Annotated in this window: 21 protein-coding genes and 1 pseudogene; 11 read left to right on the top strand and 11 right to left on the bottom strand. The window is 71.5% G+C overall.

The genetic code is table 11. The features are described from left to right. Nucleotides 1-96: 96 nt before the first annotated feature. The 4 genes from ACIP67_RS27070 to ACIP67_RS27055 all read left to right on the top strand — a co-directional run bounded on the left by ACIP67_RS27070 (nucleotide 97) and on the right by ACIP67_RS27055 (nucleotide 5,356). Nucleotides 97-1,689, top strand: coding sequence for a carboxylesterase/lipase family protein (locus ACIP67_RS27070; RefSeq protein ID WP_401695414.1), 1,593 nt, complete (start codon nucleotides 97-99; stop codon nucleotides 1,687-1,689). Between the two features lie 13 nt (nucleotides 1,690-1,702). Then, nucleotides 1,703-2,797 (top strand): ABC transporter substrate-binding protein, encoded by a 1,095-nt coding sequence (locus tag ACIP67_RS27065; RefSeq protein ID WP_401695413.1) that lies wholly within the window; start codon nucleotides 1,703-1,705, stop codon nucleotides 2,795-2,797. Nucleotides 2,798-2,840: 43 nt separating this feature from the next. Next, the gene (locus tag ACIP67_RS27060; RefSeq protein WP_401695412.1) at nucleotides 2,841-3,704 is read left to right on the top strand and encodes an ABC transporter permease; all 864 of its coding nucleotides are present in this window, start codon (nucleotides 2,841-2,843) and stop codon (nucleotides 3,702-3,704) included. Between the two features lie 221 nt (nucleotides 3,705-3,925). After that, nucleotides 3,926-5,356 (top strand): MFS transporter, encoded by a 1,431-nt coding sequence (locus ACIP67_RS27055; protein ID WP_401695411.1) that lies wholly within the window; start codon nucleotides 3,926-3,928, stop codon nucleotides 5,354-5,356. Nucleotides 5,357-5,565: 209 nt separating this feature from the next. Here ACIP67_RS27055 and ACIP67_RS27050 read toward each other — a convergent pair whose 3' ends face one another. The 3 genes from ACIP67_RS27050 to ACIP67_RS27040 all read right to left on the bottom strand — a co-directional run bounded on the left by ACIP67_RS27050 (nucleotide 5,566) and on the right by ACIP67_RS27040 (nucleotide 9,837). After that, the gene (locus ACIP67_RS27050) at nucleotides 5,566-6,954 is read right to left on the bottom strand and encodes a HupE/UreJ family protein (protein WP_401695410.1); all 1,389 of its coding nucleotides are present in this window, start codon (nucleotides 6,952-6,954) and stop codon (nucleotides 5,566-5,568) included. Then, nucleotides 6,954-8,012 carry a DUF3500 domain-containing protein gene (locus ACIP67_RS27045; RefSeq protein ID WP_401695409.1) on the bottom strand — a complete coding sequence of 353 codons (1,059 nt, stop codon included), beginning with the start codon at nucleotides 8,010-8,012 and terminating at the stop codon, nucleotides 6,954-6,956. Before ACIP67_RS27045 ends, ACIP67_RS27050 begins: the two co-directional genes overlap by 1 nt. Nucleotides 8,013-8,421: 409 nt before the next feature. Further along, nucleotides 8,422-9,837, bottom strand: coding sequence for a hypothetical protein (locus tag ACIP67_RS27040; RefSeq protein ID WP_401695408.1), 1,416 nt, complete (start codon nucleotides 9,835-9,837; stop codon nucleotides 8,422-8,424). 395 nt (nucleotides 9,838-10,232) lie between these two features. Between ACIP67_RS27040 and ACIP67_RS27035 the strand changes: the two genes are divergently transcribed. Then, entirely contained in the window at nucleotides 10,233-11,630 is a 1,398-nt protein-coding gene (locus ACIP67_RS27035) for a hypothetical protein (protein ID WP_401695407.1), read from the top strand. Between the two features lie 174 nt (nucleotides 11,631-11,804). Here the strand turns inward: ACIP67_RS27035 and ACIP67_RS27030 are convergent, their stop codons facing one another. Next, complete coding sequence (locus ACIP67_RS27030; RefSeq protein ID WP_401695406.1) at nucleotides 11,805-12,737, bottom strand: LacI family DNA-binding transcriptional regulator; 933 nt, start codon at nucleotides 12,735-12,737, stop codon at nucleotides 11,805-11,807. A gap of 303 nt (nucleotides 12,738-13,040) precedes the next feature. Here ACIP67_RS27030 and ACIP67_RS27025 point away from each other — a divergent pair, with 303 nt between their 5' ends. Continuing rightward, entirely contained in the window at nucleotides 13,041-14,063 is a 1,023-nt protein-coding gene (locus ACIP67_RS27025) for an Lrp/AsnC family transcriptional regulator (RefSeq protein WP_401695405.1), read from the top strand. Nucleotides 14,064-14,297: 234 nt separating this feature from the next. Here ACIP67_RS27025 and ACIP67_RS27020 read toward each other — a convergent pair whose 3' ends face one another. Next, a complete protein-coding gene (locus ACIP67_RS27020; RefSeq protein ID WP_401695403.1) occupies nucleotides 14,298-14,714 on the bottom strand; it encodes a Fur family transcriptional regulator in 417 nt (138 codons plus the stop codon). Nucleotides 14,715-14,890: 176 nt separating this feature from the next. Between ACIP67_RS27020 and ACIP67_RS27015 the strand changes: the two genes are divergently transcribed. Continuing rightward, complete coding sequence (locus ACIP67_RS27015) at nucleotides 14,891-16,342, top strand: catalase (protein ID WP_401695402.1); 1,452 nt, start codon at nucleotides 14,891-14,893, stop codon at nucleotides 16,340-16,342. A 103-nt stretch (nucleotides 16,343-16,445) separates the two neighbouring features. On the opposite strand, the gene ACIP67_RS27010 is transcribed toward ACIP67_RS27015, so the two are convergent. Next, nucleotides 16,446-18,224, bottom strand: coding sequence for a glycoside hydrolase family 3 protein (locus ACIP67_RS27010; RefSeq protein WP_401695401.1), 1,779 nt, complete (start codon nucleotides 18,222-18,224; stop codon nucleotides 16,446-16,448). Between the two features lie 12 nt (nucleotides 18,225-18,236). Further along, complete coding sequence (locus ACIP67_RS27005; protein ID WP_401695400.1) at nucleotides 18,237-19,526, bottom strand: MFS transporter; 1,290 nt, start codon at nucleotides 19,524-19,526, stop codon at nucleotides 18,237-18,239. Nucleotides 19,527-19,675: 149 nt separating this feature from the next. Here ACIP67_RS27005 and ACIP67_RS27000 point away from each other — a divergent pair, with 149 nt between their 5' ends. The 3 genes and pseudogenes from ACIP67_RS27000 to ACIP67_RS26990 all read left to right on the top strand — a co-directional run. Continuing rightward, nucleotides 19,676-20,335: a TetR/AcrR family transcriptional regulator gene (locus ACIP67_RS27000; protein ID WP_401695399.1), complete on the top strand. Its 660-nt coding sequence runs from the start codon at nucleotides 19,676-19,678 to the stop codon at nucleotides 20,333-20,335. 117 nt (nucleotides 20,336-20,452) lie between these two features. After that, on the top strand, nucleotides 20,453-21,271 hold the full coding sequence (locus tag ACIP67_RS26995) for an SAM-dependent methyltransferase (RefSeq protein WP_401695398.1): 819 nt from the start codon (nucleotides 20,453-20,455) through the stop codon (nucleotides 21,269-21,271). A 189-nt stretch (nucleotides 21,272-21,460) separates the two neighbouring features. Further along, a pseudogene (locus ACIP67_RS26990) lies at nucleotides 21,461-21,667 on the top strand (FAD-dependent monooxygenase); the annotation flags it as partial. 53 nt (nucleotides 21,668-21,720) lie between these two features. On the opposite strand, the gene ACIP67_RS26985 reads toward ACIP67_RS26990, so the two are convergent. The 3 genes from ACIP67_RS26985 to ACIP67_RS26975 form a co-directional block, all read right to left on the bottom strand. Then, nucleotides 21,721-23,319, bottom strand: a complete 1,599-nt coding sequence (locus ACIP67_RS26985) for a polyamine aminopropyltransferase (RefSeq protein ID WP_401695397.1) — start codon at nucleotides 23,317-23,319, stop codon at nucleotides 21,721-21,723. A gap of 8 nt (nucleotides 23,320-23,327) precedes the next feature. Further along, on the bottom strand, nucleotides 23,328-23,765 hold the full coding sequence (locus tag ACIP67_RS26980) for a DUF350 domain-containing protein (protein WP_401695396.1): 438 nt from the start codon (nucleotides 23,763-23,765) through the stop codon (nucleotides 23,328-23,330). A gap of 79 nt (nucleotides 23,766-23,844) precedes the next feature. Next, entirely contained in the window at nucleotides 23,845-24,249 is a 405-nt protein-coding gene (locus ACIP67_RS26975; protein ID WP_401695395.1) for a DUF4247 domain-containing protein, read from the bottom strand. Nucleotides 24,250-24,760: 511 nt separating this feature from the next. Here ACIP67_RS26975 and ACIP67_RS26970 point away from each other — a divergent pair. Then, complete coding sequence (locus tag ACIP67_RS26970; RefSeq protein WP_401695466.1) at nucleotides 24,761-25,204, top strand: flavin reductase family protein; 444 nt, start codon at nucleotides 24,761-24,763, stop codon at nucleotides 25,202-25,204. Here the strand turns inward: ACIP67_RS26970 and ACIP67_RS26965 are convergent. Next, on the bottom strand, nucleotides 25,189-25,845 hold the full coding sequence (locus ACIP67_RS26965) for a DUF6629 family protein (RefSeq protein ID WP_401695394.1): 657 nt from the start codon (nucleotides 25,843-25,845) through the stop codon (nucleotides 25,189-25,191). The two genes, ACIP67_RS26970 and ACIP67_RS26965, sit on opposite strands and share 16 nt — an antisense overlap. Nucleotides 25,846-25,869 lie beyond the last annotated feature (24 nt).

Here is a 25,869-nt window from a genome sequence, read left to right as displayed (position 1 = left end):
CGCTGCCCGCCGCGCCTTCGGCCACCTCGGACACCCTCCGAGCCCACCAGCCGGGCCGACCGACGAGTCGTCCCGCACCCACCAGGAAGAGAGACCATGCACCAACCGGTGAAGACCGAAGCGGGACTGGTCGGTGGCCTACCGGGGCGGGACCGCTCGATCACCGTCTTCCGCGGCATCCCCTATGCGGCCCCTCCGGTCGGCGACCTCCGCTGGAGGCCGCCCCAGCCCCCGGTGCCCTGGACCGGGGTGCACGAGGCCGTCAGGTTCGGCCCCATGTGCCCACAGGTGCCGGGGGCCGAGCCCGCCGGCGACGGCCTGCCGATGAGCGAGGACTGCCTGCGCCTCAACGTCTGGACCGGGGCGAACCCCTCGGACGGACAGCTGCGCCCGGTGCTCGTGTGGATCCACGGCGGCGGCTTCCGGGTCGGTACGGGGGCCGACGCCCGGTACGACGGTGAGACCCTGGCCCGCAAGGGCGTCGTGGTGGTCACCTTCAACTACCGTCTGGGCGCCTTCGGCTTCCTGGCGACACCCGAGCTCAGTGAGGAGTCCGGGCACCGTGCCTCCGGCAACTACGGAGTGCTCGACCAGATCGCGGTGCTGAAGTGGGTCCGGCGCAACATCGCGCACTTCGGCGGCGACCCCGAACGGGTCACGATCGCCGGGCAGTCGGCCGGCGCCGGATCGGTGAACTTCCTGAGCATGTCACCGCTGGCGAAGGGCCTCTTCCACCGGGCCGTCGCGCAGAGCCACGCCCGCCACTCACGCGACCCCGATCTGCGGTATCTCGGCACCTCCTACCGGACCCTGGCCGACGCCGAGGCCGCCGGCGCCCGCTATGCGGCGGGGCGTGGGGCGCGGACCCTCGACCAGCTGAGGTCGCTGCCCTGGCAGAGGCTGGTGGAGGGGGACGCCTCCGCGGTCGACAGCGCCGTCGAGACGGGCGGCCCGGCCCGGCCGCCGCTGTTCCGTCCGGTCGTCGACGGCTGGGTGCTGCCGGGCGGCTACGAGGAGACGTACGCCGAGGGATCGCAGAACGACGTCTGGTACCTGGCCGGGAACAACCTCGACGAGGGCGGGGCGGTGCCCGCGAGCGCCTTCGCGGAGTACCGGTCGCTCGGCAGGAAGGCATGGAGACCGGGCGCGCCGCCGGTGCACCTGACGTGGCAGGACTATGTCGACGCCTCCCGGGTCAAGTTCGGGGCGATGGCCGACGAGTTCCTCCGGCTCTACCCCGCGGCCACGGACGACGAAGCGGCGCACGCCCATTGCGCCGCGGTGCGCGACAATGCCAGGATCTCCACCTGGCTGTGGGCGAAGGACTGGACCGCGCACGCGGGCCGGCCGGTGTACACGTACTTCTGGACCTACGCCGCCCCGGTGGGACAGGGCGCCCGCCGCGCCTCGCACGGCTCCGAGATCGACTTCGTGTGGGGCAATCTCCAGCCCCACCACGCCGAGTGGACCCACGAGGACCGCGACATCGCCGAGACGATGAGCGGCTACTGGGCCAACTTCGCGGCCACCGGTGACCCCAACGGCCCGGGCCTGCCGCACTGGCCCGCGTGGTCACCCGACACCCCGGCCGTCATGGAGGTCGGTGCGGGCTTCGGCCCGATCCCTCTGGCGGATCCGCCCCGGTTCGACTTCTGGAAACGCTTCTTCCTTGCTCAGCATGCTTGGTGACAGGAGACCGCTCATGACGCACGACGACCTGACCATCCCCGCGGCCCGCAGAGGAACCCGGCTGCGGCCCGGTGGGAGCCACCGGCTCCTCGCCCTCGCCTCGGCCGCGCTGCTCGCCCCGGCGCTGCTCACCGCCTGCGGCGGCGACTCCGGCACCACCACGACCTCCGACGGACTCGTCCAGGTCACGGTCGGTGGCGGAGGCAGCATCTTCGACACCCCGCTGCAAGTGGCCGACGCCAACGGTTACTTCCGCAAGCAGGGCCTGGCGGTGAAGTTCGTGACGCTGACCGCGGCCACCGGCCCCTCGGCGCTCCAGTCGGGTTCGGTGCAGTTCTTCGACAGCAGCCCCACCGGGTTCGTGTCCGCCCTCGCCAAGGGGCTCCCGCAGATCGCGGTCTCCGCCGACGGTCTGGGCAACCCGCTCGGTCTCGTGGTCAGCAAGAAGTTCGCCGAAGCCCACAAGCTGACCGCGGAGTCTCCTGCCGAGCAGGTGGCCAAGGCGCTGGCGGGCTCCACCGGCGGCGCCAGCTCGGCCAACACCAAGGCCGAAGCCGGCATCTTCCTCGACAAGTACGGCGTCGATCCCGACAAGAAGGTGACATGGGTGTCGCTGCCGAGCCCGGCCGCGGACAAGGCCGCCATCAACAGCGGCCAGATCGACTGGTTCGTCACCTCGGAGCCGATCCCGCTGCAGATCGAGAACGACGGGGACGGTGTCGTGGTCGCCGACCCGTTCAAGGTTCCGGAGTGGGCCGCCGAACAGGCCGGCTACGGACAGGTCGTGGTCACGCAGAAGAGCTACGCCACCGCCCACCCCGACATCGTCAAGAAGTTCGTCACGGCGGTGCAGCAGGCAACGGCCTACATGGACACGCACCTCGAGGACAGCGACGACCAGACGGTGCTGAAGGCGGCGCAGAAGTCGCTCAAGGGCGTGCCGGACAGCGTCGTGCAGGCCAGCCTCCAGCAGGTCGACTGGCCCGCGAGCGGCGCGATGGACGCCGCCGGCTGGAAGAAGACCATGGCGTTCCTCGACAGCCTGGGGACACTGCCCGCGAACGCCGAGGTCACTAGTGACAACTGGACGAACAAGTACCTGCCGTGAGACGACCGGGCCCGCCACACCCGTGAACCGGAAGGAGCAGACAATGGCGACTGCTACCAGCAGTGCAGAAAGCAAGACCGAGGTGAAGGCGCCCCGGACGGGAAGCGTCGAGAACAACGAGTGGCGGGGTACCGCACTGGTGGTGGTCCTGCGCCTCGCGGTGATCGCCCTGACGCTCGTCCTCTGGCAGGTGATGAGCGGACCGGTCCTGCCGGAGTACGCCGTCAGCAAGCCGACCGACGTGTCGCACGCCTTGTGGACGCTGCTCGGCTCGTCGGCCGGATGGACCGACATCAAGACGACGGCGTTCGAGATCGTGGCCGGTTTCGGGATCGGTGTGGCGATCGGCACCGTGATGGGCCTGGTACTGGGCTCGGTGCCGCTCGCCGGCCGCGTGTTCGAGCCGCTGATCGCGGCCGTCAACGGCATCCCCAAGATCGCTCTCGCGCCGCTCTTCCTGCTGTTCTTCGGCATCGGCCCCATGTCGAAGATCACGATCGCGGCCGCGGGCGTGGCCTTCGTGGTCTTCTACAACGTCTACCTGGGCCTGCGGCTGCGGGAACGCGAACTCGTGGAGATCGTTCAGGTGATGGGCGGACGCCGGCACCATGTGCTCAGCTACGTGACGCTGCCCACGCTGGCCGCACCGTTCTTCGCGGCGCTCAAGACGGGCGGGCCGCTGGCGATCCTCGGCGTCATCGGCGGTGAGTTCATCGCCTCCACCGAGGGCATCGGCCACGAGCTCTTCACCGCGGCCACGAACCTCGACGCTCCGACCGAGTTCGCGGGCCTGATCATCCTGGTGGCGATGACGCTCATCCTCAACGGGATCCTCACCGGCCTGGACACGCTGGCCCTGAGGCGTCTCGGCCTGGGGGACCGGCGGTCGAGGGGCAAGAGCGGCTGAACCGGGTGACGGTGTCCCGCGGCCGTGCCGGACTCGGGGGTCCAGCGGATTCCCGGTCCCGCGGTCGCCGGACCCGCCGTCGAAGCCCCACCCCCGCCCATCTCACCTCCCGGGCCGGATCACTCCGGCCGGCCCCCGCCCGGTTCGAGACGAAGCCTCATGACGCACTCGCGGCTGACCACCGCCCCTCCTCCCGTGCTCGCGGCAGCCGGCGGAACGACGTGCCCCCGCCGGACGCACCGCCTCCCGCGCCGCACACCGCCACCGCCCTGGCCGGGACCGCCACCGCCCTGGCCGGGACCGCCACCGCCCTGGCCGGGACCGGCGATCCCGGCACCGGTGACCGGCCCCGCTCCCGCAGTGGGGCGGGTGCGCCGATGACCGACCGCCGTCGCGTGCCGTTCCGCACGGGACGCCACGCGCCCCCGCACGAAGGCACCGCCCGCCTCAGCAGCTTCGCGTCGCTCCGGATGAGGAACTACCGGCTGTACGCGCTCGGACAGACCACGTCCGTGGTCGGCAACTGGATGCAGAACATCGCCGTCGGCTGGCTGACCCTGCGACTGACGCACAGCGGGACGATGCTCGGCATCGTGACCGGTGCCCGGTACCTGCCCGTCCTGCTGCTCGGCGTCTGGGGCGGACTGGTGGTGGACCGTCATGACACCCGTACGCTGCTCACGGCCACCCAGGTCTGCTTCGCCGCCCAGGCCGCGGTGCTCACCGTCCTGAGCTGGGCCCACCTGATGACCCTGCCCCTGCTCATCCTGCTCATGCTGACGGCCGGCCTCACCAACGTCTTCGACAACCCCGCCCGGCAGAGCCTGATCAGCGAACTCGTCGACCGCGAACACCTGGCCAACGCGATCGCCGTCAACTCCACCTTCATCAACACCGCCAAACTCGTCGGACCGGGCGTCGCCGGCATCGTCATCGCCGCACTCGGGGTGACCCCCTGCTTCGCCCTGGACACCGTCTCGTTCCTGGCTGTCATCGTCAGCCTGCTCATGCTGCGGAGGGCGGACATGTATCCGGCGGAGCGCGAGGTACGCGCCAAAGGCCAGATCCGCGCCGCCGTCGCCTACGTCCGGCACACACCCGAGCTCCTCTATCCCATGGCCATGGTGTACGTGACCGGCATCCTCACCTGGGAGTTCCCCGTCAGCCTGCCGCTGCTGACCACATCGGCCTTCCACGTCGGCCCCACCGGCTACGGTGCCGCGATGGCCGTGATGAGCGCCGGCGCGGTCCTGGGAGGCTTCGCCGCGGTACGCCGCCGCCGACTCAGCGCCCGCTCCCTGTCCGTGTCGGCGGTCATCTGGGGAGCACTGATCTGCGCCGCGGCCCTGGCACCGACACTGGCGGTGTCGCTGGTCGCCCTGGTGTTCGTCGGCGCGGCCTCCATCACGTTCAACTCCTCGGCCAAGACACTGATGCAACTGGGGGCCGCACCGCAGATGCGGGGGCGGGTGCTGTCGCTCTGGTCGATCGGCTGGCTCGGCGGCACAGTCGTCGGCGCACCGGCCGTGGGAGCCGTCGGCGCGTCATGGGGAGCACGCGGCGCACTCCTCGTCGGCGGCCTCGCCGCCACAGGCGTCGGCCTCATCGTCCTGACGCTGTCGACGTCCGGCCGATCCGCCCGAGGCCGTTGAGCCGCACCCTCGCTCCTCCCGGTTCGGACCGGCCGCCCTTCCGGGGTCGCCGGCGTGCTGACATGAGCCGTCCCCGGCAGATCAGGGCGCATCCGACGCCGAGGAGGGCTGCGGGGATTTCGTCCGACAGGTGACAGGTGACAGGTGACAGGTGGCAGGTGGCAGGTGACAGGTGACAGGGGGACAGGGGCTCGGCTGGTCCCACACCGTCACCGTCCCGTGGTGACGGGGTTCCGTCCGGTGCCCTGTCCGCGACGGTGGACGGTGATCATCTGGAGGACGGCGAGCAGGGCGGTGCTGGTGAGGACGACGAGCAGGTGGGACGTGTGCGTTCCGGCGCTGTCCGCGGCGCGGGCGACGGGGTTGGGCAGTCCGAGGCGGTCGAGCAGCCAGCCGAGGGCCAGGCCGGCGGTGAGCAGCGCGCAGGCGCCGCGCAGGGCGGCGTGGCTCCGCGACCGGGTGAGGCAGATCAGGCCCGGCAGGGCGAGGAGGACGAGGAGGAGTTGCATGCACTCGATGCCGAGATTGAATCCCGCGAGGCTGAGGGCCAGTTGCGTGGTGGAAAGGTTCATCTCGGCGAGGGTGAGCGAGAAGGCCAGGCCGTGCCCGAGGCCGAAGACGCCGGCGATGACGGCCTCGTGCCCCGGGAAGAGCGGACGAACGGCGTGGACGGCGCCGACGAGAATGCTGAAGGCGATGAACGCCTCCACCGGCTGGGCCGGGATGTCGAGGCGGCCGAAAGCGCTCACGGCCAGCGCGAGGGAATGACCGCAGGTGAAGGCGAGGGTGGTGCGGGCGATGCGGATGACGGCGGTCCGGGTGTCCACCAGCCCGCGCCAGCGGTTCCGGGCCGCCAGCAGTGGTGCGGGGAGCAGGAGGATGAGCAGGAACAGCAGGTGATCGGTGCCTTCGAGGATGTGGTGGGCGCCGAGCCGGAACATGGCGTAGGTCCCGCTCCAGGCGCTGCCGCGGTCCAGGTCGACGGTGAGGGGGGCGACGGTCATGGTGCGGGTGTCGGTGCTGATGACACCGACCTGGGTCGTGGTGTCCTGGCCCTCCTCGCTGACCCGGCCGGCGGCCCAGTCCTGGCGGACGGAGACCAGGACGGTGTGGGTGACGACCTGGTGGACGACGGCGTCGTAGTCGAGGACGAAGCGGCGCGGGTTCCCGCCGGGCGGCGGTGTGAGAGTGGCCCGGACGGTCAGTTCGCGGTAGACACCGGTGGAGGTCTGCTCCGCCCGGCCGAGAGCCATGGCCCCGACGGTGACGTCCCATGCCGTGCCCTGGCCGGTGGCGGGGTGCAGATGTGCGGTCAGATAGCGGCGGACCGAGGCGGCGCGGGCCGAGAGCTGTCGCGCCGTGGTCGTGTCGTCCAGGGCGATGCCGCTGGCCCGGGAGAAGTCGGCGACCGGGAGGGCGAGTTCGGCGGTCACCGAGGCCTCGTGCACGTCGAGGACCACGACCGAGTGCGGCATGGGATGCGCGGCGGCCGGCGGCGCCGCGAAGAGCAGCGCCGCCAGGACCGCCACCACCATCCCGACCGCCCTGCGCAGCGCTGACCGCGGCGCCGGTGACATCGAGATCGGCGGACGGTTCATCAGAAGGAGAACTCCCCGCCGTAGTCGCGGGTGTGGTCGCGGTAGACGGTGTGGTAGTGCACCTGGTTGCGGTAGATGACGCCGTTCTGGCAGACGAACTCGATCCAGACGCCCGGCCCGTCGATGCGCACGTAGTCGCCCTGGCTGCTCAGGCCGGCGTTGCCGGAGTACGCGATGTAGGTCTGGTCGAGTTCCGACTCGTAGGTGGCCAGCAGCTCGGACGAGGTCGAGTCGTCGACGACCTTGACCCACGGGGTGATGGCCGCGAGGACCAGCTGCTTCTGGGCGCTGGAGAGCCCGCTGACCGGGAGGCCCACCTTGGTCGTCGGGAACTGTCCGTCCTTGCCCGGGCCGAGCAGCACGTCACCGAAGGACTGCGAGAGTTTGGCCTGGGTGAGCTGGCTGCTGCTCAGGCTGTTCAGCATGTTGAGCATGCCGTTGCGCTGTCCGCTCAGCGGTGCGTACGTGGTGCCGTTCGAGGTCCAGCTGCTCGGCTCCACCCCGACGAAGTACGGGCTGGCACCGGTGACCTCGCCGCCCTCGTAGGTGAGGTTCACCGCGAGGTGGTGTCCGCCGAAGTGCAGCTGCCAGGTGCCGGTCTCGCTCGGGGTGCCGAGGAAGGCCAGGTAGTAGTTGCCGCTGCCGTAGCCGCCGGCGCTCTGGCCCAGGACGTCGTCGGCCGCCAGGACCTGCGAGATCTGGTCGTACCCGGTGCCGCCGGCGGTGCCCGCGGCCGCCTGCAGCACCGCCTTGGCGGCGGTCAGCTGTGCGGTGCTGAGCGAGCCGAGCTGGATGCCGACCCGGCAGGAGGAGCCGCACGGCAGGTTCGACCAGGCCGTGGCGTTCGCCTCCGTGAAGCCGAGGAGCACCTGCCCTTGCTGACTCGTGGACAGGGTGTCCAGGAACGCGTCGGCCGCGTCGACCACGTCCGAGACCGCCGCGGACGACACGGCCGCGGCCGCCGACACGCTGGACGAGGAGTCGCTCTGGCCGGTCGCCGCGTTCGCGTGGACGTAGCCGCCTCCGAGGAGGAGGGCCGTTCCCGCGGCGAGAGCCACGCCCGCCCGCTTCCAATTGCTGTGTAACCCGCGATTGTTGCTGTCTTCTGGCATCTACCCGGTCCCTTCGGGATGAGGGCTCGCAGAACCCCCGGACACCACTCCCGCACTGCAATTGTCATGCTCCGGACAATTGGGAGGGCGTGGGAGTCCTGCTGTCGTTGCGTGGACGGGCTGAAGTCGACCGGTTGTTGCTGTGGATGGCATTGATGTGCGATCTGATTCTCCTGTGAATCCTTGATTCACCTGTGAGTCCCACAGCGTCGGCACGGGCGGGGGCGTAGGGGACGCGGGCGGCGTGTGCGGCGGCGCCGGACTGTTCGAGGACCCCGGCACCCCCGCCGGCGGCCGGGCGGACGGATGCTGCGCCGCCCCCGCCACCGCCCGTCCCCTGACGCCCGGCAGCGGCCTACAGGGACTGGCGGAAGACCCAGTCCCGTATCCCGGGGATGCTGTAGGCGTAACGCCACGTTCCCATGTGTTCGGAACCGGCGTTGCCGCTGCTCCCGGCGACGGTGCCCGTCAGGAACGTGGTGTACTGCACCGGCGCCTGCTGGGCCTCGACCGCCCGGACGGCCGCGGCGAACTCGGCCTGGGTGGACCGGGCGTCCCAGCCGGCCGCCGTGGCCACCTCGGTGCCTTCCGCCTCGATGACCTGCATGATGGCGTTCTCGCCGGGGAACGCCTTGGTGTCCCCCTCGGAGACGTGGACCCACATCTTCTTCGTGGCCAGCGGAACGGCCTGCTCGGCCGGCCACTGGCCGGCGACGACGTACAGGGCCGCGAACACGTCGGTGTGACGGATGCCGAAGCCCAGCGACATCATGGCGCCCATCGACTGACCGGTGGTGTAGCGGCGCTTCGGGTCGATGCTGTACGTCGAGGTCAGGTGTTCGACCAAGTGGACCGTGGCGTCGAACAGGGCGGTGGGCCGGTAGTCGTCCTCGACGACCACCGAGGGGTACTGCGGCGCCAGCACGAAGCACTCCCGCTTCTCCTGGTCCTCCTCGCTCGCCCAGCACACGGCGCCCAGCCCCTGGACGAGCGGGCCGAGCACGGGCGCCCCGACGACGCTCGCGTCATGCATGAACAGCACCAGCGGGTACCGCTTGCGCGGGTCGTAGTCGCGCGGGACGAAGAGGTTGTAGTCGAGGCTCTCGCCGGTCTTCGGGTCCTCGAAGGCGAGCTGGCGGAAGTCGTCCACGATCGGGTTGACGACCCGGTCGGTGCTCAGGACGGTGCCGTCGGGCTCGTAGCGGTGCCCGTCGGTGGTGGAGACGGTTCCGGTCTGGGTCAGGGTGGCCGACGGGGTGCGGATGGTCGGGCCGCTCTGCGCGGCGGCGCTCGCGGAAGCAGAAGCCGAAGCTGAGACAGAAGCCGAAGCTGAGACAGAAGCAGAGGCAGAAGTAGAAGTAGGGGCAGGGGCAGAGGCAGAGGCAGAAGCGGTGGGGCTGGGCGAGGTGGAGGGCGCCCCGCCGCCCCCTCCGGTCGCCCACAGCGCCGCGTCGGCGTCGTCGGGGGACAGTTCGACGATGACGAAGCGGCCGTTCCGGCCGTGGTCGGCGCGCTCCGCGGCACGGTTGGCGTACACGCCGGTGACCGTCCGGCCGTCGACCGCGAACGTGGACGTCGTCAGGTGACGGTCGGCGATGTCGCGGTCGTACTCGACCGCCACGGCCACGAACTTCTGGCCGTCTCCGTGGACCCGCGTGATCGCGGTGACACCGCGGACACGTCCGTGTCGTGCGGCGGCACCGCCGTTCTCCTCGGCGGCCGCCGAGGCCTGGAAGGCGGCTCCGCCGGCGGCCGCGAGTCCCGTTGCCATGGTTCCCGCTATGAATGCACGCCTGCTCCTCAAGACTTTACTCCTCGCATATCGATGTTCCGTGGTCGGCGACGGAAGCAATGAAAAGGCTGTGAAAATCCGCCGCCGAGTTTCCTGTGTGTTTTGTATTTCCTTTGCCTCCTCGCTCGGGAGGAGGTCCGGCCCACTTTGGATCGCTCCTCTCTCCTGCCGTGGTCAGAAGGGTCTGCGTGAGATCGTCGCACGTCAACACACGGCAGATGAAAGCTCAGCTTGCAGCCCGCGAATTGCTGCCGGGTGGAAACGCTGTGATGCTTCCTCGGTGTTACGGCGCTCCGCCGGCCGTAAGGGAATGACGGGCCGGTGGAATCGGAAATCCGCGCGGGCCGATCCGCTTTTTCGATGGAGGGTTTGACATGTCCGAGCGACACGGGAACGAGTCCGACAAGTCCGCGGAATCCGACTCCTCGGGGGAGGTGAGCCGGCGGGTGTTCGTCGCGGCGACGGCCCTCGCCGCGGCGGCCGGCACGGTGGTGGGCGGGGCGTCCGCGGCCGGCGCCGCCCCCCGGCCGACGACCGGCCTGCGGGTGGGCGCGGGCAAGGCCGCCTTCACCCCGGCCGCCTCGATCCTGCCGCTGGACGACTTCACCTCCGTCCACGACGACCTGTACGTCCGTGTGCTGCTGGTGGAGTCCGGCTCCCGCAGTTTCGCTCTGGCCGTGCTGGACCTGACGTCGATCAGCGCCGAGGCCGTCGCGCTCATGCGTACGGCCGTCACCGCGGCCACCGGCATCCCGTCGGCGGACATCATGGTCACGGTGACCCACTGCTTCTCCGCCCCGCACGTCGCGGCCGCCAGTTCCTCGGCCGGCGCCGCCGCCTATGTGCGGAGCATCGCCGACGCGACCGGGGCCGCGGTGGCCGACGCCGTCGCGAACCTTCAGGACGCGCAGGTCGGCTACGGCACCGGTGCCGCCGACGTCAACGTCAACCGCAACGTCGCCACCAAGGACGGTTACTGGCTGGGCGTCGACGAACACGGCGTCTCCGACGACGGTGTGTACGTGGTCCGCTTCAACGACCTCGACGGCGACCCGATCGCCGTCCTGACCAACTACAACGTCCAGTCCTGTGTCATGCAGGACTCCACCATGGCCGACGGCAACCTGCCGATCACCGCCGACCTCGCCGGAGCCGCCGTGGCCCACGTGGAGGGCCAGTACCCCGGCGCCATCGGGTTCTGGCTGGTGGGCGCCTGCGGCGACCAGTTCCCGGCGTACCGTTCGAAGCGCTACACGATCGACAAGGACAAGGGGTGGACCTACGGCGTCGACCTGCGGGACGCCGGTTTCGCCCTGCTGACCGCGCAGGGCGAACGCCTCGGCAACGAGATCGTGCGGGTGGCGCAGGCCATCACCCGTTACGAGAGCGGCACGAACGTCCCCGTGCGGCTGCTCACCGACACCGTCACCACCACCCAGATGACGACCGATCACCCCACCGGACCGGTCACGACCGCCACCTACACGCCGACCACCGGCGTCGACGTCCCGATCTGGGTCTTCCAGGTCGGCAAGGGAGTCTTCGCCGGGGTGGAGCCGGAACTGTCGACCAGCACCGCGAACGCCATCCGTGAGGCGTCGTCCTTCTCCAGCACCTTCGTCATGTCGATGTTCGAGGGCGGAGCCAAGAACATGCCCGACCGCTGGAACTACGACCATCACACCTACGAGGCCCGCGACGGCTTCTATGTCGAGGGCACCGCCGAGAAGGTCGCCGCCCGCATCGAACGCCTGATCAAGTCCCTGGGCTGACCCGCGCACCGGTCGTGGGAGCGCAGCGTCCGCAGGATGAGGTGCCCCTCGGGCGCCCGCAGCGCGGTGATGTCGGCGCGGGTGAAGACGGCCTTGCCGCCGGGCGTGCGGAACGCCCTGCCGTCGACCGGGTCGGGCAGGCGGAAGCCGCCCGGCGTCCTCGGTGCGCGGCGGTCAGACCGACTGCCGGACGACCACGCGCGCGGGCGGCGGGCGCAGACCGCTGGTGTCCAGGCCCAGGGCGAGGCGGGCGCTGAGCCGTCCGTGGGCTTCCGCGTCGACGTTGACGGTGGTCAGCGAGGGGGTGACGTACGCACCGTAGCCGTTGTCGTCGAAGCCGATGACGGCCACCTCGTCCGGCACCCGGCGGTTCAGGTCGCGCAGGGCCAGGAGCACGCGCAGGGCGACGTCGTCGTTGAAGCCGGCGATCGCCGTCACCTCGGGTGCGCCGGTGAGGAACGCCGCGACGGCTTCGGCGCAGGCGGCCCGGTCCAGGGGGGTGACGAACGAGCCCGGGGTGGCGACGTCCAGGTTCCTCGCGGCCTGCCCGGTGAACTGCGAACGGGCCGCGGCGAGCGGCGATTCGGTGTCGGGCAGGGCCACGGCGATGTGGGTGTGGCCGTGCTCCACCAGATGCCGCAGCTGGAGCGCGGAGTGGGCGGCGAGGCCGTCGCGCCAGCCGCCGCCGAGGTCGTCGAGTTCGCGGCCGGTGAGGTAGGTCTCGCCGAAGCGGATGACGGCGCGGGGGGCGATGGCGTCGAGGACCTGCCGGGTGGACTGCGGCGTGTGGTGTCCGTGCCGGACGAGCAGGACGTGGTCGTGTGCGGCCAGTTCCGCGTCGAGCCCCCGGACGTAACTGCGGGAGTACGCGCCTTCCAGGCCCGCGTCGATGTTCAGGACGACGACGCGGGAGGTGCCCTCGCGCAGCGCCCGGGCGACCCCGTGCGGTACGTAGCCGAGTTCGCGCGCGGCCTGCTTGACCCGGTCCCGGGTGGCGGCGGAGATCGTCTGGCGGGGGTCGTCGTTGAGGACGAAGCTGACGGTGGCGCGGGAGACCCCGCTGGCCGCCGCCACGTCGTTCAGCGTGACTCTTCCGGAAGTGCCCATCACCCCTGCTTCGACGCGGTCCGTGCACCGTACGCCCCCTGGGACGGCGCACCGCCATTCCAGGGATCCGGCCGGAGGCGGAACTTGCGGCCCCGGAGAGCATCGCTCATGTCGGATTCGGGCCGTGCGGGCCCTCCGGCTCGCTCCGTCCGCCGAGCGGACCGCATGGTTCCCAGGTTGTTCGAACGACGGCGGTCCGCGTGCGCCTGCGCCGCGGCAGGTGCGCACCCGAGAATGACTCCCAGCAAGGACAAGGGAGTGCCCCGGAAGGACGACCGACGACCGCGTACCCGAGAAGAGGCGATGAAGGCAGCATCCGTGTACCAGCCCGACGCACTCGATCTGCGCCTGCTCCAGGCACTGCAACTGGACGGCCGGGCGCCCTTCAGCCGGATCGCCGAGGTCCTGGGCGTCTCCGACCAGACCGTCGCCCGCCGCTACCGGCGGCTGCGGAGCGAGGTACGGCTCAGGGTGCTAGGCATGGCCGACCACAGCAGGCTGGGACGCACCGACTGGATCGTGCGTCTGCGCTGCACCCCCGACGCCGCCACGCCCCTGGCCGACGCCCTGGCACGCCGGCCCGACACCTCCTACGTCGGGTTGATGTCCGGCGGCACCGAGGTGATGTGCGCGATGAAGCCGCGCAGCCGCCAGGACCGGGACGAGCTGCTCCTGGAGCGGCTCCCGCGCACCCGGAGGGTCACGTCGGTCGACGCCTACTGCGTCCTGCACCACTTCTACGGCGGTCCGCTCGGCTGGCTGAACAAGATCGACGCGTTGGAACCGGCGCAGGAGGCCGCGCTGCGCCCGGCCCCGCCCGAGACGGTGGCGCGGCCGGTCGTCCTGGACAGCCTCGACGAGGCCCTGCTGGGACTGTTGCGTCACGACGGGCGGACGACGGCCCTCGATCTCGCGACGGCGACCGGCCGGACGGAGTCGGTGATCAAGCGGCGCCTGCACAGGCTGCGCGGGACGGGCGTGCTCTATTTCGACGTCGAGCACGACCACGAGCCGTTCGGCCACGGCACCGGGGCGGTGCTGTGGCTGAGGGCCGAACCGGCGCGGCTGCGTTCCGTCGGGCAGGCCCTCGCCGGCCACCGCCAGGTGCGTTTCGCCGCGATGGTCAGCGGCCAGGCCAACGTGGTGGTCTCGGTGCTGTGCCGTACGACGGAGGAGCTGTTCGCCTACCTGGCCGACGAGGTCGGCTCCCTGGCGGGCGTCCGGGCCGTCGAAGCCGTTCCCACCCTCCGCGAGGTCAAGGCCCTCACCTACGATCCCCGCCGCTCACCCGGACCGACCACGGCTTCGGCCGTGCAGAAGACGTGACACGCATGAGCAGGACGTCGTCCGCGTCACCCACGCCGACACCGCCGCCGACCTCACCCGGCGCGGCGCCGACGTCGAACGCGCCGTCCTCTCCCGCGCGGTGCTGTGGCACGCCGAGGACCGGGTCATCCGCAACGGCAACCACACCATCGTCTTCGCCTGAAGCGCCGTTCCTCCACGGACCCGACAGGCAAACCGCCCGGACCGGTTCGGCTCTCCCGGAACCGGCCGGGACTATGACGGCGCGCAGGCCGGGCACAGTCCGCGGTACGTGACCTCGACATCGGAGAGCGTGAAGCCGAAACGCTCCGAGTCGGGCAGGCCGGCCATCGGGTCGCCGCCCGGCCGGACGTCGCGGATCACGCCGCACCCGGCGCAGACCAGGTGGTGGTGCGGGCGGTGGGCGTTCGGGTCGTACCGCGTGGCGCGCCCGCCGGTGGCGACCTCGGTCACCTCACCTTGGGAGACCAGCTCCCCGAGCGTGTTGTAGACCGTCGCCCGGGAGATCTCCGGCAGCTTGGCGGCGGCCCGCGCGTGGACCTCGTCGGCCGTCAGGTGGACGTGCTCGCCGTCCAGGACCTCGGCCACCACGCGCCGCTGCGCGGTCATCCGCCATCCGCCGTCGCGCAGCCGTTCCACAAGGTCGCTCATGGACTTGATCCTAACAACAAGAGTGACTAGTTCCTGAATGAGTACGGCTCTGGATCTCTGCTTGACTTAGACATAGTCCAATGTAGGATCGGAACCGGCTCTGGTCGGGGACCTCGTATGCGTGAGGGAGCCCCCGGCCAGGGGACAGGACGGCGAGAACGACGCAGGAGGCGCACGTGACTCAGGGACCTCTCACCACGGAGGCCGGTGCTCCGGTCGCCGACAACCAGAACAGCGAGACCGCGGGCGCCGGGGGCCCGGTCCTCGTCCAGGACCAGCTCCTGCTGGAGAAGCTGGCCCACTTCAACCGTGAGCGCATCCCGGAGCGTGTCGTGCACGCCCGTGGCGCCGGCGCCTACGGCACCTTCACGGTGACCGACGACGTGACGCCGTACACCCGTGCCGCGTTCCTCTCCGAGGTCGGCAAGGAGACCGAGGTCTTCCTGCGCTTCTCGACCGTGGCCGGCAACCTGGGCGCGGCGGACGCCGTCCGCGACCCGCGGGGCTTCGCGGTGAAGTTCTACACCGAGGAGGGCAACTACGACCTCGTCGGCAACAACACCCCGGTGTTCTTCATCCGGGACGCCATCAAGTTCCCCGACTTCATCCACACCCAGAAGCGCGACCCGTACACGGGCTCGCAGGAAGCGGACAACGTCTGGGACTTCTGGGGTCTGTCGCCCGAGTCCACCCACCAGGTGACCTGGCTCTTCGGCGACCGCGGCATCCCCGCCTCGTACCGCCACATGGACGGCTTCGGCTCGCACACCTTCCAGTGGAACAACGAGGCCGGCGAGGTCTTCTGGGTCAAGTACCACTTCAAGACCGACCAGGGGATCAAGAACCTCACGCCGGACGAGGCCAACCGGATCGCCGGTGAGGACCCCGACTCCCACCAGCGTGACCTGCGCGAGTCCATCGAGCGGGGCGAGTTCCCTTCGTGGACCGTGGGCGTGCAGATCATGCCGGCGGCCGACGCGGCGCACTACCGCTTCAACCCGTTCGACCTGACCAAGGTGTGGCCGCACGCCGACTACCCGGTCGTCCGGATCGGCCGGCTGGAGCTCAACCGCAACCCCCGGAACATCTTCGCCGAGGTCGAGCAGTCGATCTTCAGCCCCGCGCACTTCGTGCCGGGCATCGGCCCGTCCCCGGACAAGATGCTCCAGGGCCGCCTCTTCGCGTACGGCGACGCCCACCGCTACCGCGTCGGCATCAACGCCGACCACCTGCCGGTGAACCGTCCGCACGCCACCGAGGCGCGCACCCACTCCCGTGACGGCTTCCTGTACGACGGCCGCCACGGCGGCGCGAAGAACTACGAGCCGAACAGCTTCGGAGGCCCGTTCCAGACGGACCGTCCGCTGTGGGGCGCCACCCCGGTCACCGGGGCGACGGGCCACCACGTGACCCCGGTCCACGCCGAGGACGACGACTTCGTGCAGGCGGGCAACCTCTACCGCCTGATGACCGAGGACGAGAAGGAGCGCCTGATCGGCAACCTGGCGGGCTTCATCGCCAAGGTCTCCCGCGACGACATCGCCGAGCGGGCGATCGACAACTTCCGCCGGGCCGACGGAGACTACGGCAAGCGGCTGGAGGCCGCGGTCCGGGCCCTGCGCGGCTGACACACCGGCACGGGACCGCTCGACGTGGGCGACGGGCCCGGTCCCCCTCGGGGGGCCGGGCCCGACGGCGTGCGTCCGGCGACGCCTCGGCCGGCGGCACCGGTCACAGGGACAGGCCGGCCCCGTGCGGGAAGACGGGGTCCGCCGTGTCGTCGGGGACGTCGGGCCGGGAGGCGGCGACCGCCTCCATGGAGCGGGGGAGTTCGAACGGCAGCCGGCCCTCGGGCCTGGCCCGGCCGAAGACCACGTCGAGGAGCGCGTCGTCGCTCGCGCCGTAGTCGGCGATCAGGGCGGCGGCCCGCTCCGCGATCTCCGGGATCACGGCCGCGCGCTCCAGGTTGATGCAGACGACGGTCGGGACGGCGTCGAGCAGGTCGAGGATCTGCTTCAGCTCCTCGTCGGGGAAGGCGAGCGAACCGGAGTGGAAGAAGGACTCGAACCTGTTGGCGCGCGGCTCGTAAGGCGTGCGCAGCCGCAGGATCGCCAGGTCCGCGTCGGCGGGGTCGGCGACCACCTGCCCGTACGTGCCGGCCGTCTCCTCCTGGACGTTCTTCACGTACAGCTTCGGCCGTCCGGTCACCGGCAGGGTCGTGCGGCCGTTGGTCAGCAGGGTGAGCGAGCGGCGCTGGGCCCGCGCGCCGGCGTCCTTGAAGTCGGCGCGGCCGACGGTCTCGGCGGCCCGGTCCACGTCGACGTAGGGGTCGTCGAACAGGCCGAGGACGAACTTCTCGCGCAGGACGCGCCGCACGGACGCGTCGAGGCGGTACACGGGCACGCGGCCCGACTCGACGACCTCCACCACGAGTTCGGGACAGGCCTCGCCGCCGAACTGGTCGCAGCCCGCGTCCAGGACCCGCGCCACCCTCTCGGCCTCCGACAGCGACTCCAGGCCCCAGGCGCGGGCCTGGTGCAGCTCGCCGAAGATCTCCGCGTCGGTGATCAGGCCCCAGTCGGTGCAGACGATGCCGTCGAAGCCGAGCCGGTCCCTGAGCAGCCCCTGGACGACGTCCTTGTTGAAGCCGAAGCCGACCTCCGCCCAGTCGGTGCCGATGGGCTGGCCGTAGTACGGCATCATCTGCGCGCAGCCGGCGTCGATCGCCGCCTTGAACGGCTCCAGGTGCAGGTCGCGCATGCCGCCCGGGTAGACCTGCTCCTTGCCGTGCGGGAAGTGCGGGTCCTCGCCGTCCTTCTGGGGGCCGCCGCCGGGGAAGTGCTTGACCATGGCCGAGACGGAGTGCCGGCCCAGCCGGTCGCCCTGGAGGCCGCGGACGTAGGCGCGCACGAGCCGGGAGGTGAGGGCGGCGTCCGAGCCGAACGTGCCGTTCTGCCGTGACCAGCGGGGCTCGGTCGCCAGGTCGATCTGGGGGTGCAGGGCGACGCGGAAACCGACGGCGAGGTACTCGCGGCGCACCGTGTCCGCGAAGTCCTGCACGAGCTGCGGGTCGCGCAGGGCGGCCAGGCCCAGCGGCTCGGGCCAGGCCGAGAACGCGCCGGCGTTGAAGGAGGCGCCGACGTTGTCGGTGAAGGCGTGGCGGGGGTCGGTGGAGAGGGTGACCGGGATGCCGAGGCGGGTGTCGGCGGCCATCGCCTGGAGCGTGTTCTGCCAGCGGGCGATGGCGGCCGGCTCATGGCTGCCCAGCAGGTTGAAGTGGGTCAGGTACTGGCCGTGCACCATGTGGGTGGTGTCCAGGGCCACCATGCCCGGGTCGCCCTTCTCCACCGTGGAGCCGTCGGGCTTCATGGCCAGCATGCTGTGGAAGAGCTGGCCCGCCTTCTCGGCGACCGTCATACGGGCGAGGAGGTCCTCCACCCGCTGCTCGACCGGGAGTTCGGCGTTCTGGTACGGGTGGCCCTCGTTGCGGACCTGGGACGCGGATGTCATGACCGGGCTGCCTTACTTGACGCTGCGGATGAACTGGACGGCGAGCGCGCCGAGCACGGACGCGACACCGCCGAAGAGGAAGAGCGCCCCGTAGTTCTGTCCGCCGCCGCCGATCGCGAGGAACGCGGGGGCGACGATGGGGACGAGGGACTGCGGGAGCGAGTTGCCGATGTTGAGCACGCCCATGTCCTTGGCGGACTCCTCCGGGTTCGGCAGGACGGCCGCCGCGAGGGCGACGTCGACCGACAGGTACAGGCCCTCGCCGAAGCCGAAGACGACCATGGCCGCGAGGAAGAACGGGAAGGAGTACGCCGTCGCGATCAGGAGCAGGCCGACGGCCAGCAGGAGCGAGGAGCCGAGCACGTACGGCTTGCGGCGGCCCGACCGGTCGGAGAGGACACCGCCGAGGAGCGAGCCGGCGACGACCGCCGCGACCATGACGACCGTGCTGACGAGGATCTTGCCGGAGACCTCGGACGCGCCGTAGCCGAGCCGGTCCATGAGGAAGTAGACCTGGTAGCTGGTCACGCAGGAGATGCCGACGAAGACCAGGAAGCGGCCGGCGAAGTTCCAGGCGAAGTCCGGGTGCCGCCGGGGGTCGACCCAGAACGACCGGAGGAACTCGCGCACGCCGTACGGCGCGAAGGCGCCCGCGGCGGCCGGGCGGTCCTTCATGACCACAGCCAGGTAGACCACGCCGGCCACGCCGATGACGGCCGGCACGACGAAGGCCAGGGCGAGGCTGTCGCTGAACACGTTCGCCAGGACGGTGCCCGCCACCATCGCCACCGACGTCATCATGCCGACGATGCCGGAGACCTTGCCGCGCTGCTGCTCGGGCACCAGGTCGGGGACGCAGGCGACGACCGCCGACAGGGCCGCGTTGCCGCCGAGCTGGGCGAGCGCCCAGCCGGCCATGAGCACCGGCACGCTGCCGCCGAGCGCGACCACGAGCAGGCCCAGGAAGCCGGCCGCCATGCCGCCGACCAGCCAGGGCCGGCGACGGCCGAAGCGGCCGCGGGTGCGGTCGGACAGGGAGCCGAAGACCGGGTTGCCGATCATCGCCAGGATCGCCCCGAGGGAGAGGACCTGCCCGAGGGCGGTTCCCCGGTCGGCCTCCGGGACGATCTGCGCGACGCGCAGCGCGAGCGTGACCATCACCGGTGTCAGCAGCGAGACCATCACGCCGAACTGGGCGAAGGCGAGGCCGAGAACCAGCGTTTTGGGGGCTGGGGGCGGTGGGGCGGGCGAGGCCTGAGCGGGGGACTCGGCGCTCTGCACGACGTCGGGGACGACGGCCATGGCGGCTCTCCAGTGGCAGGGGGGACGGCCTCCTCGCCGTCCCGGCGCCCTCACCGTAAGCAAAAAACCGAGTGGGTAGTAGGTTTTTGTTCGTGGCTTGAATCACATCCCCCCTGAGCGTCGTGTGTGCACGGATTAGGGTGACCGGCATGGACCGCAAGCAGGACACCAAGCCCCGTCGATCCGTCGCCCGCGGTGGCTACGCCGTGGGAGACGAGCGCCGCGCCCGGATCCTGGACGTCGCCGTCGGGCACTTCGCCCAGTGGGGCTTCCACGCCTCGTCGCTCGCGCGCATCGCCAAGGACGTCGGCATCACCCAGGGCGGTCTCCTGCACCACTTCCGCAGCAAGGAGGACCTGCTCGTCTCGGTCCTGCGGCACAGCGACGAGCAGGACGCCGTGCGGTGCTTCTCGCCCGGACCGCGCACCGTCGTCGAGGCCTTCGAGCAGCTGATCGAACTCGCCCGGTACAACGCGGCGCGGCCCGGACGCACCAAGATGTTCAACGTCCTCGCCGCCGAGGCCGGGGAGACGGGCCACCCCGCCCACGACTACTTCGTCCGCCGCTACCGTCTGGTCGTCGGGCAGGTCGCCGAGACGCTGCGTGCCGCGGTCGCCCGGGGCGAACTCGCGGCGGACACCGACTGCGAGGGCACGTCCTCGGAGATCGCCGCCGTGATGGACGGGCTCCAGCTCCAGTGGGCGCTCGCGCCGGGCACGTACGACATGGCGGGCCGGCTGCGCACCTACCTCGACCGCCTGCTGCGCGCCCTCACCGTCGACGGCTCCGGACTGCCCGCTCGCGCCTGAACCGCCGTCCGCGAGTACGTGCCGGCCCACGAGACGTGCCAGGATAGCGTCCTGACAGTCAGTCACCGCGGTGTTCTGCCGGTGGCCGGGTGCGAGTCCAGGACGGAGCAAGGCATCATGACCTCCCCCAGCAGCGGCGGCGGCCGCCCGCAGTCGATCGAGATCGACACGAGCAAGCCCCACCCCGCCCGGATGTACGACTACTTCCTCGGCGGCAAGGACAACTACGAGGTGGACCGGGAGGCCGCCGAGGAGTTCATGAAGTCCGCGCCCGAGGTACGCGTCGGCGTCCGTGCGAACCGGCAGTTCATGCACCGCGCCGTCCGGCACGTCGTCGCGGAGGGCGGCGTCCGGCAGATCCTCGACGTGGGCACGGGCCTGCCCACCGAGCCCAACGTCCACCAGATAGCCCACGCCATCGCGCCCGACACCCGGGTCGCCTACGTCGACAACGACCCGATCGTGAGCGCCCACTCGATGGCCCTCATGGCGGGTACCGACACCTCCGTCGTCCTGGCCGACGTGCGCGACCCCCGCGGCATCCTGGACCACCCCGACGTGCGCAAGGTCATCGACTTCGACCGGCCGGTGGCGGTGATGCTGGTGGCCCTCCTGCACTTCGTGTCCGACGCGGAGGACCCGGACGGCATCGTCGCCACCCTGCGCGACGCCCTGCCCACCGGCTCCTACCTCGTGCTGTCGCACGCGACGGGCGACGTCCACGCGGACCGTCGGGAGAACGCCGCGGCGGTCTACAACAGCGCCAGCGCCACCATGAACCTCCGGACGCACTCCCGCATCCTGGACTTCTTCGGCGACTTCACCCTGGTCGAGCCCGGCCTCGTCCCGGTCCCGGACTGGCGTCCCGACGCCCCTGACCCGCGCCAGGCCCCGCCGATCGGCATCTACGGCGCAGTGGCCCGCAAGAACGGCTGACCGAGCCCGGCCGAGTCCCCGGCAGTGCGACGGCACCCGGGGACGACGGCCCGGCCGGCCGCTCACGACGGACGGCGTTCCCGCACCGCCGGGGCCGCCCCTTCCCCGGCGTGGCCGAAGGGGCTACGGTGCGCCCCGTGCGGGGAGCCACGGCACGCCGTGCGAGTCCGGCGAGGTGGGGGGCGTGGCATGAGGGCGATCGTCGTGGGGGCGGGCATCGGGGGACCGGCCGCCGCGGTGAGCCTGCGCCGCGCCGGGTGCGAGGTCACCCTCGTCGAACGGGCGCCGCGGTTCACCGAGGCCGGCGCCGGGATCCAGCTCGAGCCCCACGCGACGCGCGTGCTGCGCCGGCTGGGCCTGCTCGACGCGGTCGCGGCACGGGCCGACCGGCCCTCCCACCAGGGCGGGGCGCCGGTTCGGGCCCGCGGGTCCGGGCACGGGGGCCGGGCTCAGTAGTTCCGCCACTCGTTCTGCACGTACTCCAGTACCGCCGGATCCATCAGCGTGCTCGGCCGTACGTCCACCCGGCGGCGGTCGACGGGGAACACCGTGGCCGCCTCCAGCACCGCGTCGTCGAGGTAGCGCAGCGGCGGGGCGTCGGACGCCAGCCGCAGCGGCGGGGGCGTGCCGTCGCCGGGGGTGGCCAGGACGAAGCCCCAGTTGCCGAAGCTCGGCACGTCGATCTGGAACTCCGTCGTCGCGTACCCCGCCGTCCCGATCGTCGTCGCGATCGACCAGAACGTCTTCGGGGCGAAGAACGGCGACCCGCTCTGCACCATCACCTTGCTCTGCGGGGTCAGCACCTGGCCGAGCAGGCTGTAGAACTCCACCGAGTACAGCTTGGCGAGCGCCGCCGTGTCCGGGTCCGGGAAGTCGACGATCACGGCGTCGTACCGTTGCCGGGCATCCCGCAGCCAGTTGAACGCGTCGGCGTTGACCACCTCGACCCTCGGGTCGTCCAGCGCCCCGTCGTTCAGCTCGCGCAGCGGTGCGAAGCCGCGTGCCAGCCGGGTCATCGCCGGGTCCAGCTCGACGAGCGTCACGTGCCGCACGTCGTCGTACCGCAGCACCTCGCGCAGCGCGAGCCCGTCGCCGCCGCCCATGATCAGCACGTTGCCCCGGCCGCCCGACAGCGCGGGGTGGACCAGCGACTCGTGGTAGCGGTACTCGTCGACGGAGCTGAACTGGAGGTCGCCGTTGAGGAAGAGCCGCATGTCCGGCTCGCCGGTGAAGGCGGTGGAGCGGGTGACGACGATCTCCTGGTACGCGGTGGTCTCGGCGTGCACGATCGGGTCCTTGTACAACTGCTGCCGTGCGGTGACCTCCAGGTCGTCGGCGAGCACGTACGCGGTGCCGAGCACGGCCAGCACCGCCGCGACGCCGCAGAGCAGGCCGACGCGGACGATCCGCCGGGTCTGCCGGCGGAAGATGAACACCACCACGACGACGCCGGCCACCGCGTTGACCGCGCCGACCACCAGCGCGCCCTTCAACTGGCCGAACGTCGGCAGGAGCACCAGCGGGAAGCACAGGCCGCCGACGAGCGCCCCGATGTAGTCGACGGCGAACATGTCGGCGACGGCGCTGCCCGCCTCCTGCCGCCGGATGCGTTGCAGCAGCGTCATGAGCAGCGGGATCTCGGCCCCGATCAGCAGCCCGACCGCGAGGGCGACGACGACCATCGCCGGGGTGTAGAGCCGCAGCCAGGCGAACGCCGCGTACAGCACCAGTACGGAGAGTCCGCCGACCAGTGCCAGCGCCCCCTCCACCAGCGCGAACGCCCCCACGGGGCGGCGGCGCAGGGGTTTCGCGGCGAGCGAGCCCACGCCCATCGCGAAGACCATCACCGAGATGACGACGGAGGTCTGCAGGACGGAGTTGCCGATGAGGTAGCTGCCCAGCGCGGTGAGCGCCAGTTCGTACACCAGGCCGCAGGCGGCGCAGAGGAAGACGGCGAGCAGGAGGAGGAAGCGGGCCCCCCGGGAGTGCCGGGCGGCCGGGGGGCGGGCGGGTGCCGCGGTGTCGCGGTCGTGCAGGGCGGTGGTCACGGGTGCGCTTACGAGAGTGCGGCGCCGACCATGAAGGCGGTCCCCAGGTACATGCCGCCCTGGACCCAGGCGGCGGGGTGCGGACGGCCGTCGTTGTCGTCGAGGACGACCGCGCCCATCTGGCCCGGGGTGAACAGCCCGATCACGATGCCGACCAGCGTCATCACCAGCACTCCGGCCAGCCCGTAGAGAAGCGTGCTGACCAGGCCGTAGCCCAGGCCCAACTCGGACTCGCTGGCGCTGATGGCCTCCATGACGACGTAGCCCACGGCGACGGACTGGCTGCCCAGCAGCACGGCCGCGCCGCGGTTGCGGTCCGTCCAGACCACGTGGAAGAGCTTTCCGGGCGTGACGAGGTCGAGGGCGAGGAAGCCGACGGCCATCACGACGAGGCCCACGACTCCGTAGAGCAGGGCCTGGCCCGTCGACTCGAAGATCTCGGTCACTGCGTTGCCTTTCTCCAGGTCTTCACGTCTTCAGGTCTCCACGTCTTGGGGGCCGCGGCGGGGCGTCGGGAGCGGGGTGTCACTTGCCCTCACCGGGGCCGCCGCCGCGGAAGCTCGAGCTGTCCGGGTCGGGCCAGCCGGTGAGGTACTGGCTGTGCCGGTGGTAGCCGTTGCGGTAGTCCTCGATCTCGATCCGGCTGCCGTTCTGCTGCGGCGAGAGGGTGACCATGTCGTCGCCGTAGCGCAGGAACACCATGCTGTCGCCGTACGCCCGGCCGAGCGCCTCGCGATGGCCGTGGATCGCGTCGGCGACCTGCGTCGGGGTGCTGCGGGCGTCGAGCCAGCCCGTTCCGCTCGCGGTGTACGTCTTCTCGATCCACTCGCGCGGGACCCCGTCGTCCGCGCCGTCGGAGGAGCAGGCGGTGAGCAGTACCGCGGACAGCAGGACCGCCACCGCTGCGCGGACGGGTCGGGAGCTCTTCATCGGGCCTCCAGCCGGGTGTACGTCGTACGTTCTGGCCGTGGTGCGGACGCGGGTGCCGGGTGCCGCGGGCGTCGTGGATCCGGCGTGCCGGCCGGTGGCGCGCCTGCCGTGGGGGCGCCTGCTGAGGGACGGCCCGCTGTCGAGAGGCTCATGACAGACCCCGGCCGCCCGGCCGCAGGAGGCGGGAAGCCGAGCCGACCCGCGTCCGGGCAGGGGGCGCCCAGGGAACAGGCGTACACACGGACCCCCCCGGTCGGATTGTGTTACAAGCGCGCTGAGTATGGCACATGAGGCGCAGGTGGTTTAAGAGACCAGTAAATGAATGATCGATTTCTGATCGCCCCACCCCGGCCCCCGACCGCGCGCGGCGGTGCGAGCCCGGGAAGACGGGGCACTCGGACGGGTGAAGGCGGTGACCCGGCGTCAGGGGACGGCGGGCGACCGCGAGGACCGGAGCGAGGGGGAGGAAGCGGTGGACGTCGACGCGTTCACGGACCGGCTGGACCCGCAGATGTGCGTGGTCACGGCCGCGGCGGACGGGCAGCGGGCGGGGTGCCTGGTCGGGTTCTCCTCGCAGTGCTCCATGCGGCCGGTGCGGTACGTGGTGTGGCTGTCCAAGGCCAACCACACCTACGGGGTGGCCCGTGCCGCGGACTTCCTCGCCGTCCACCTGCTGACCCGTCAGCAGCACGGACTGGCGGCCCTGTTCGGCGGGGAGACCGGCGACCGGGTCGACAAGTTCACGCGGGTCCGCTGGACGCCGGGGCACGGCGGGGCGGTCGTGCTGGAGGACGCCGCGGCCCATTTCGTGGGCGCGGTCGTGCGGTGCGTGGACGGAGGCGACCACGTCGGCTTCGTCCTCGAACCCGTGCGGTGGGGCGCACGGACCGGCGACGGCCCCCTGCTACGGCTCGGTGACGCCCTCGGCATCAGGCCCGGTCACCCGGTGGACTGACCCGGCGCACCCGACGACGGAACCCGGCGCCCGGCCGGACGGGCGCGGACCCAGCCGAGCAGCACCACCGAGCACACCGCCGCGAACGCGCACCACGTCGACACGAACTCCAGGCGCCACAGCGCCCAGCAGAGCGCCGCGCCCACCGCCACCAGGACACCCAGCCCCAGCAGCCGTCGGTCGCCGGACAGCAGCAGGGAGCCCACGGCGGCCAGGAGGTAGCCGGCGACGAGGACGGGCGGATGGGGGAGGCCGAGCGCGTAGCCGACCGTACGGCCGCGGATCTCGGCCGTCACCGGGCCGGTGGCCACACCGTGGGCGAGCACCGCGGCGGTGGCGACTCCCGCCGCGAGCAGAGCGGTCAGCCGGCGCCGGGCGTGCACGGGGGCGGCGCAGAGCACGCCCGCGGGCACCCACACCGCCGGCACCGGCAGCGCGATGACGGCCCAGACGACGGTGGCGGGCCCCCGGCCCCCGCCCGCGTGCCGGACCACCGCCTCGACGACCTGGTGCGCCCCGAGCAGCAGCGGCAGCGCGGCGAGCGGCAGGTCCCGGCGGTCGCGCACCCGCGCCACACAGGCCACCCCGACGGCGGCCACCCCGGCGCCCGCCACGAGATCGGCCGTCGCACTCCAGCACATCACGCCACGCTACGTCCCCCGCCG

Source organism: Streptomyces sp. NPDC088812 (assembly GCF_044750285.1).
Lineage (GTDB): Bacteria > Actinomycetota > Actinomycetes > Streptomycetales > Streptomycetaceae > Streptomyces.
Note: the sequence above shows the minus strand (reverse complement) of the source record. Positions and strands in the feature narration are given on the sequence as shown.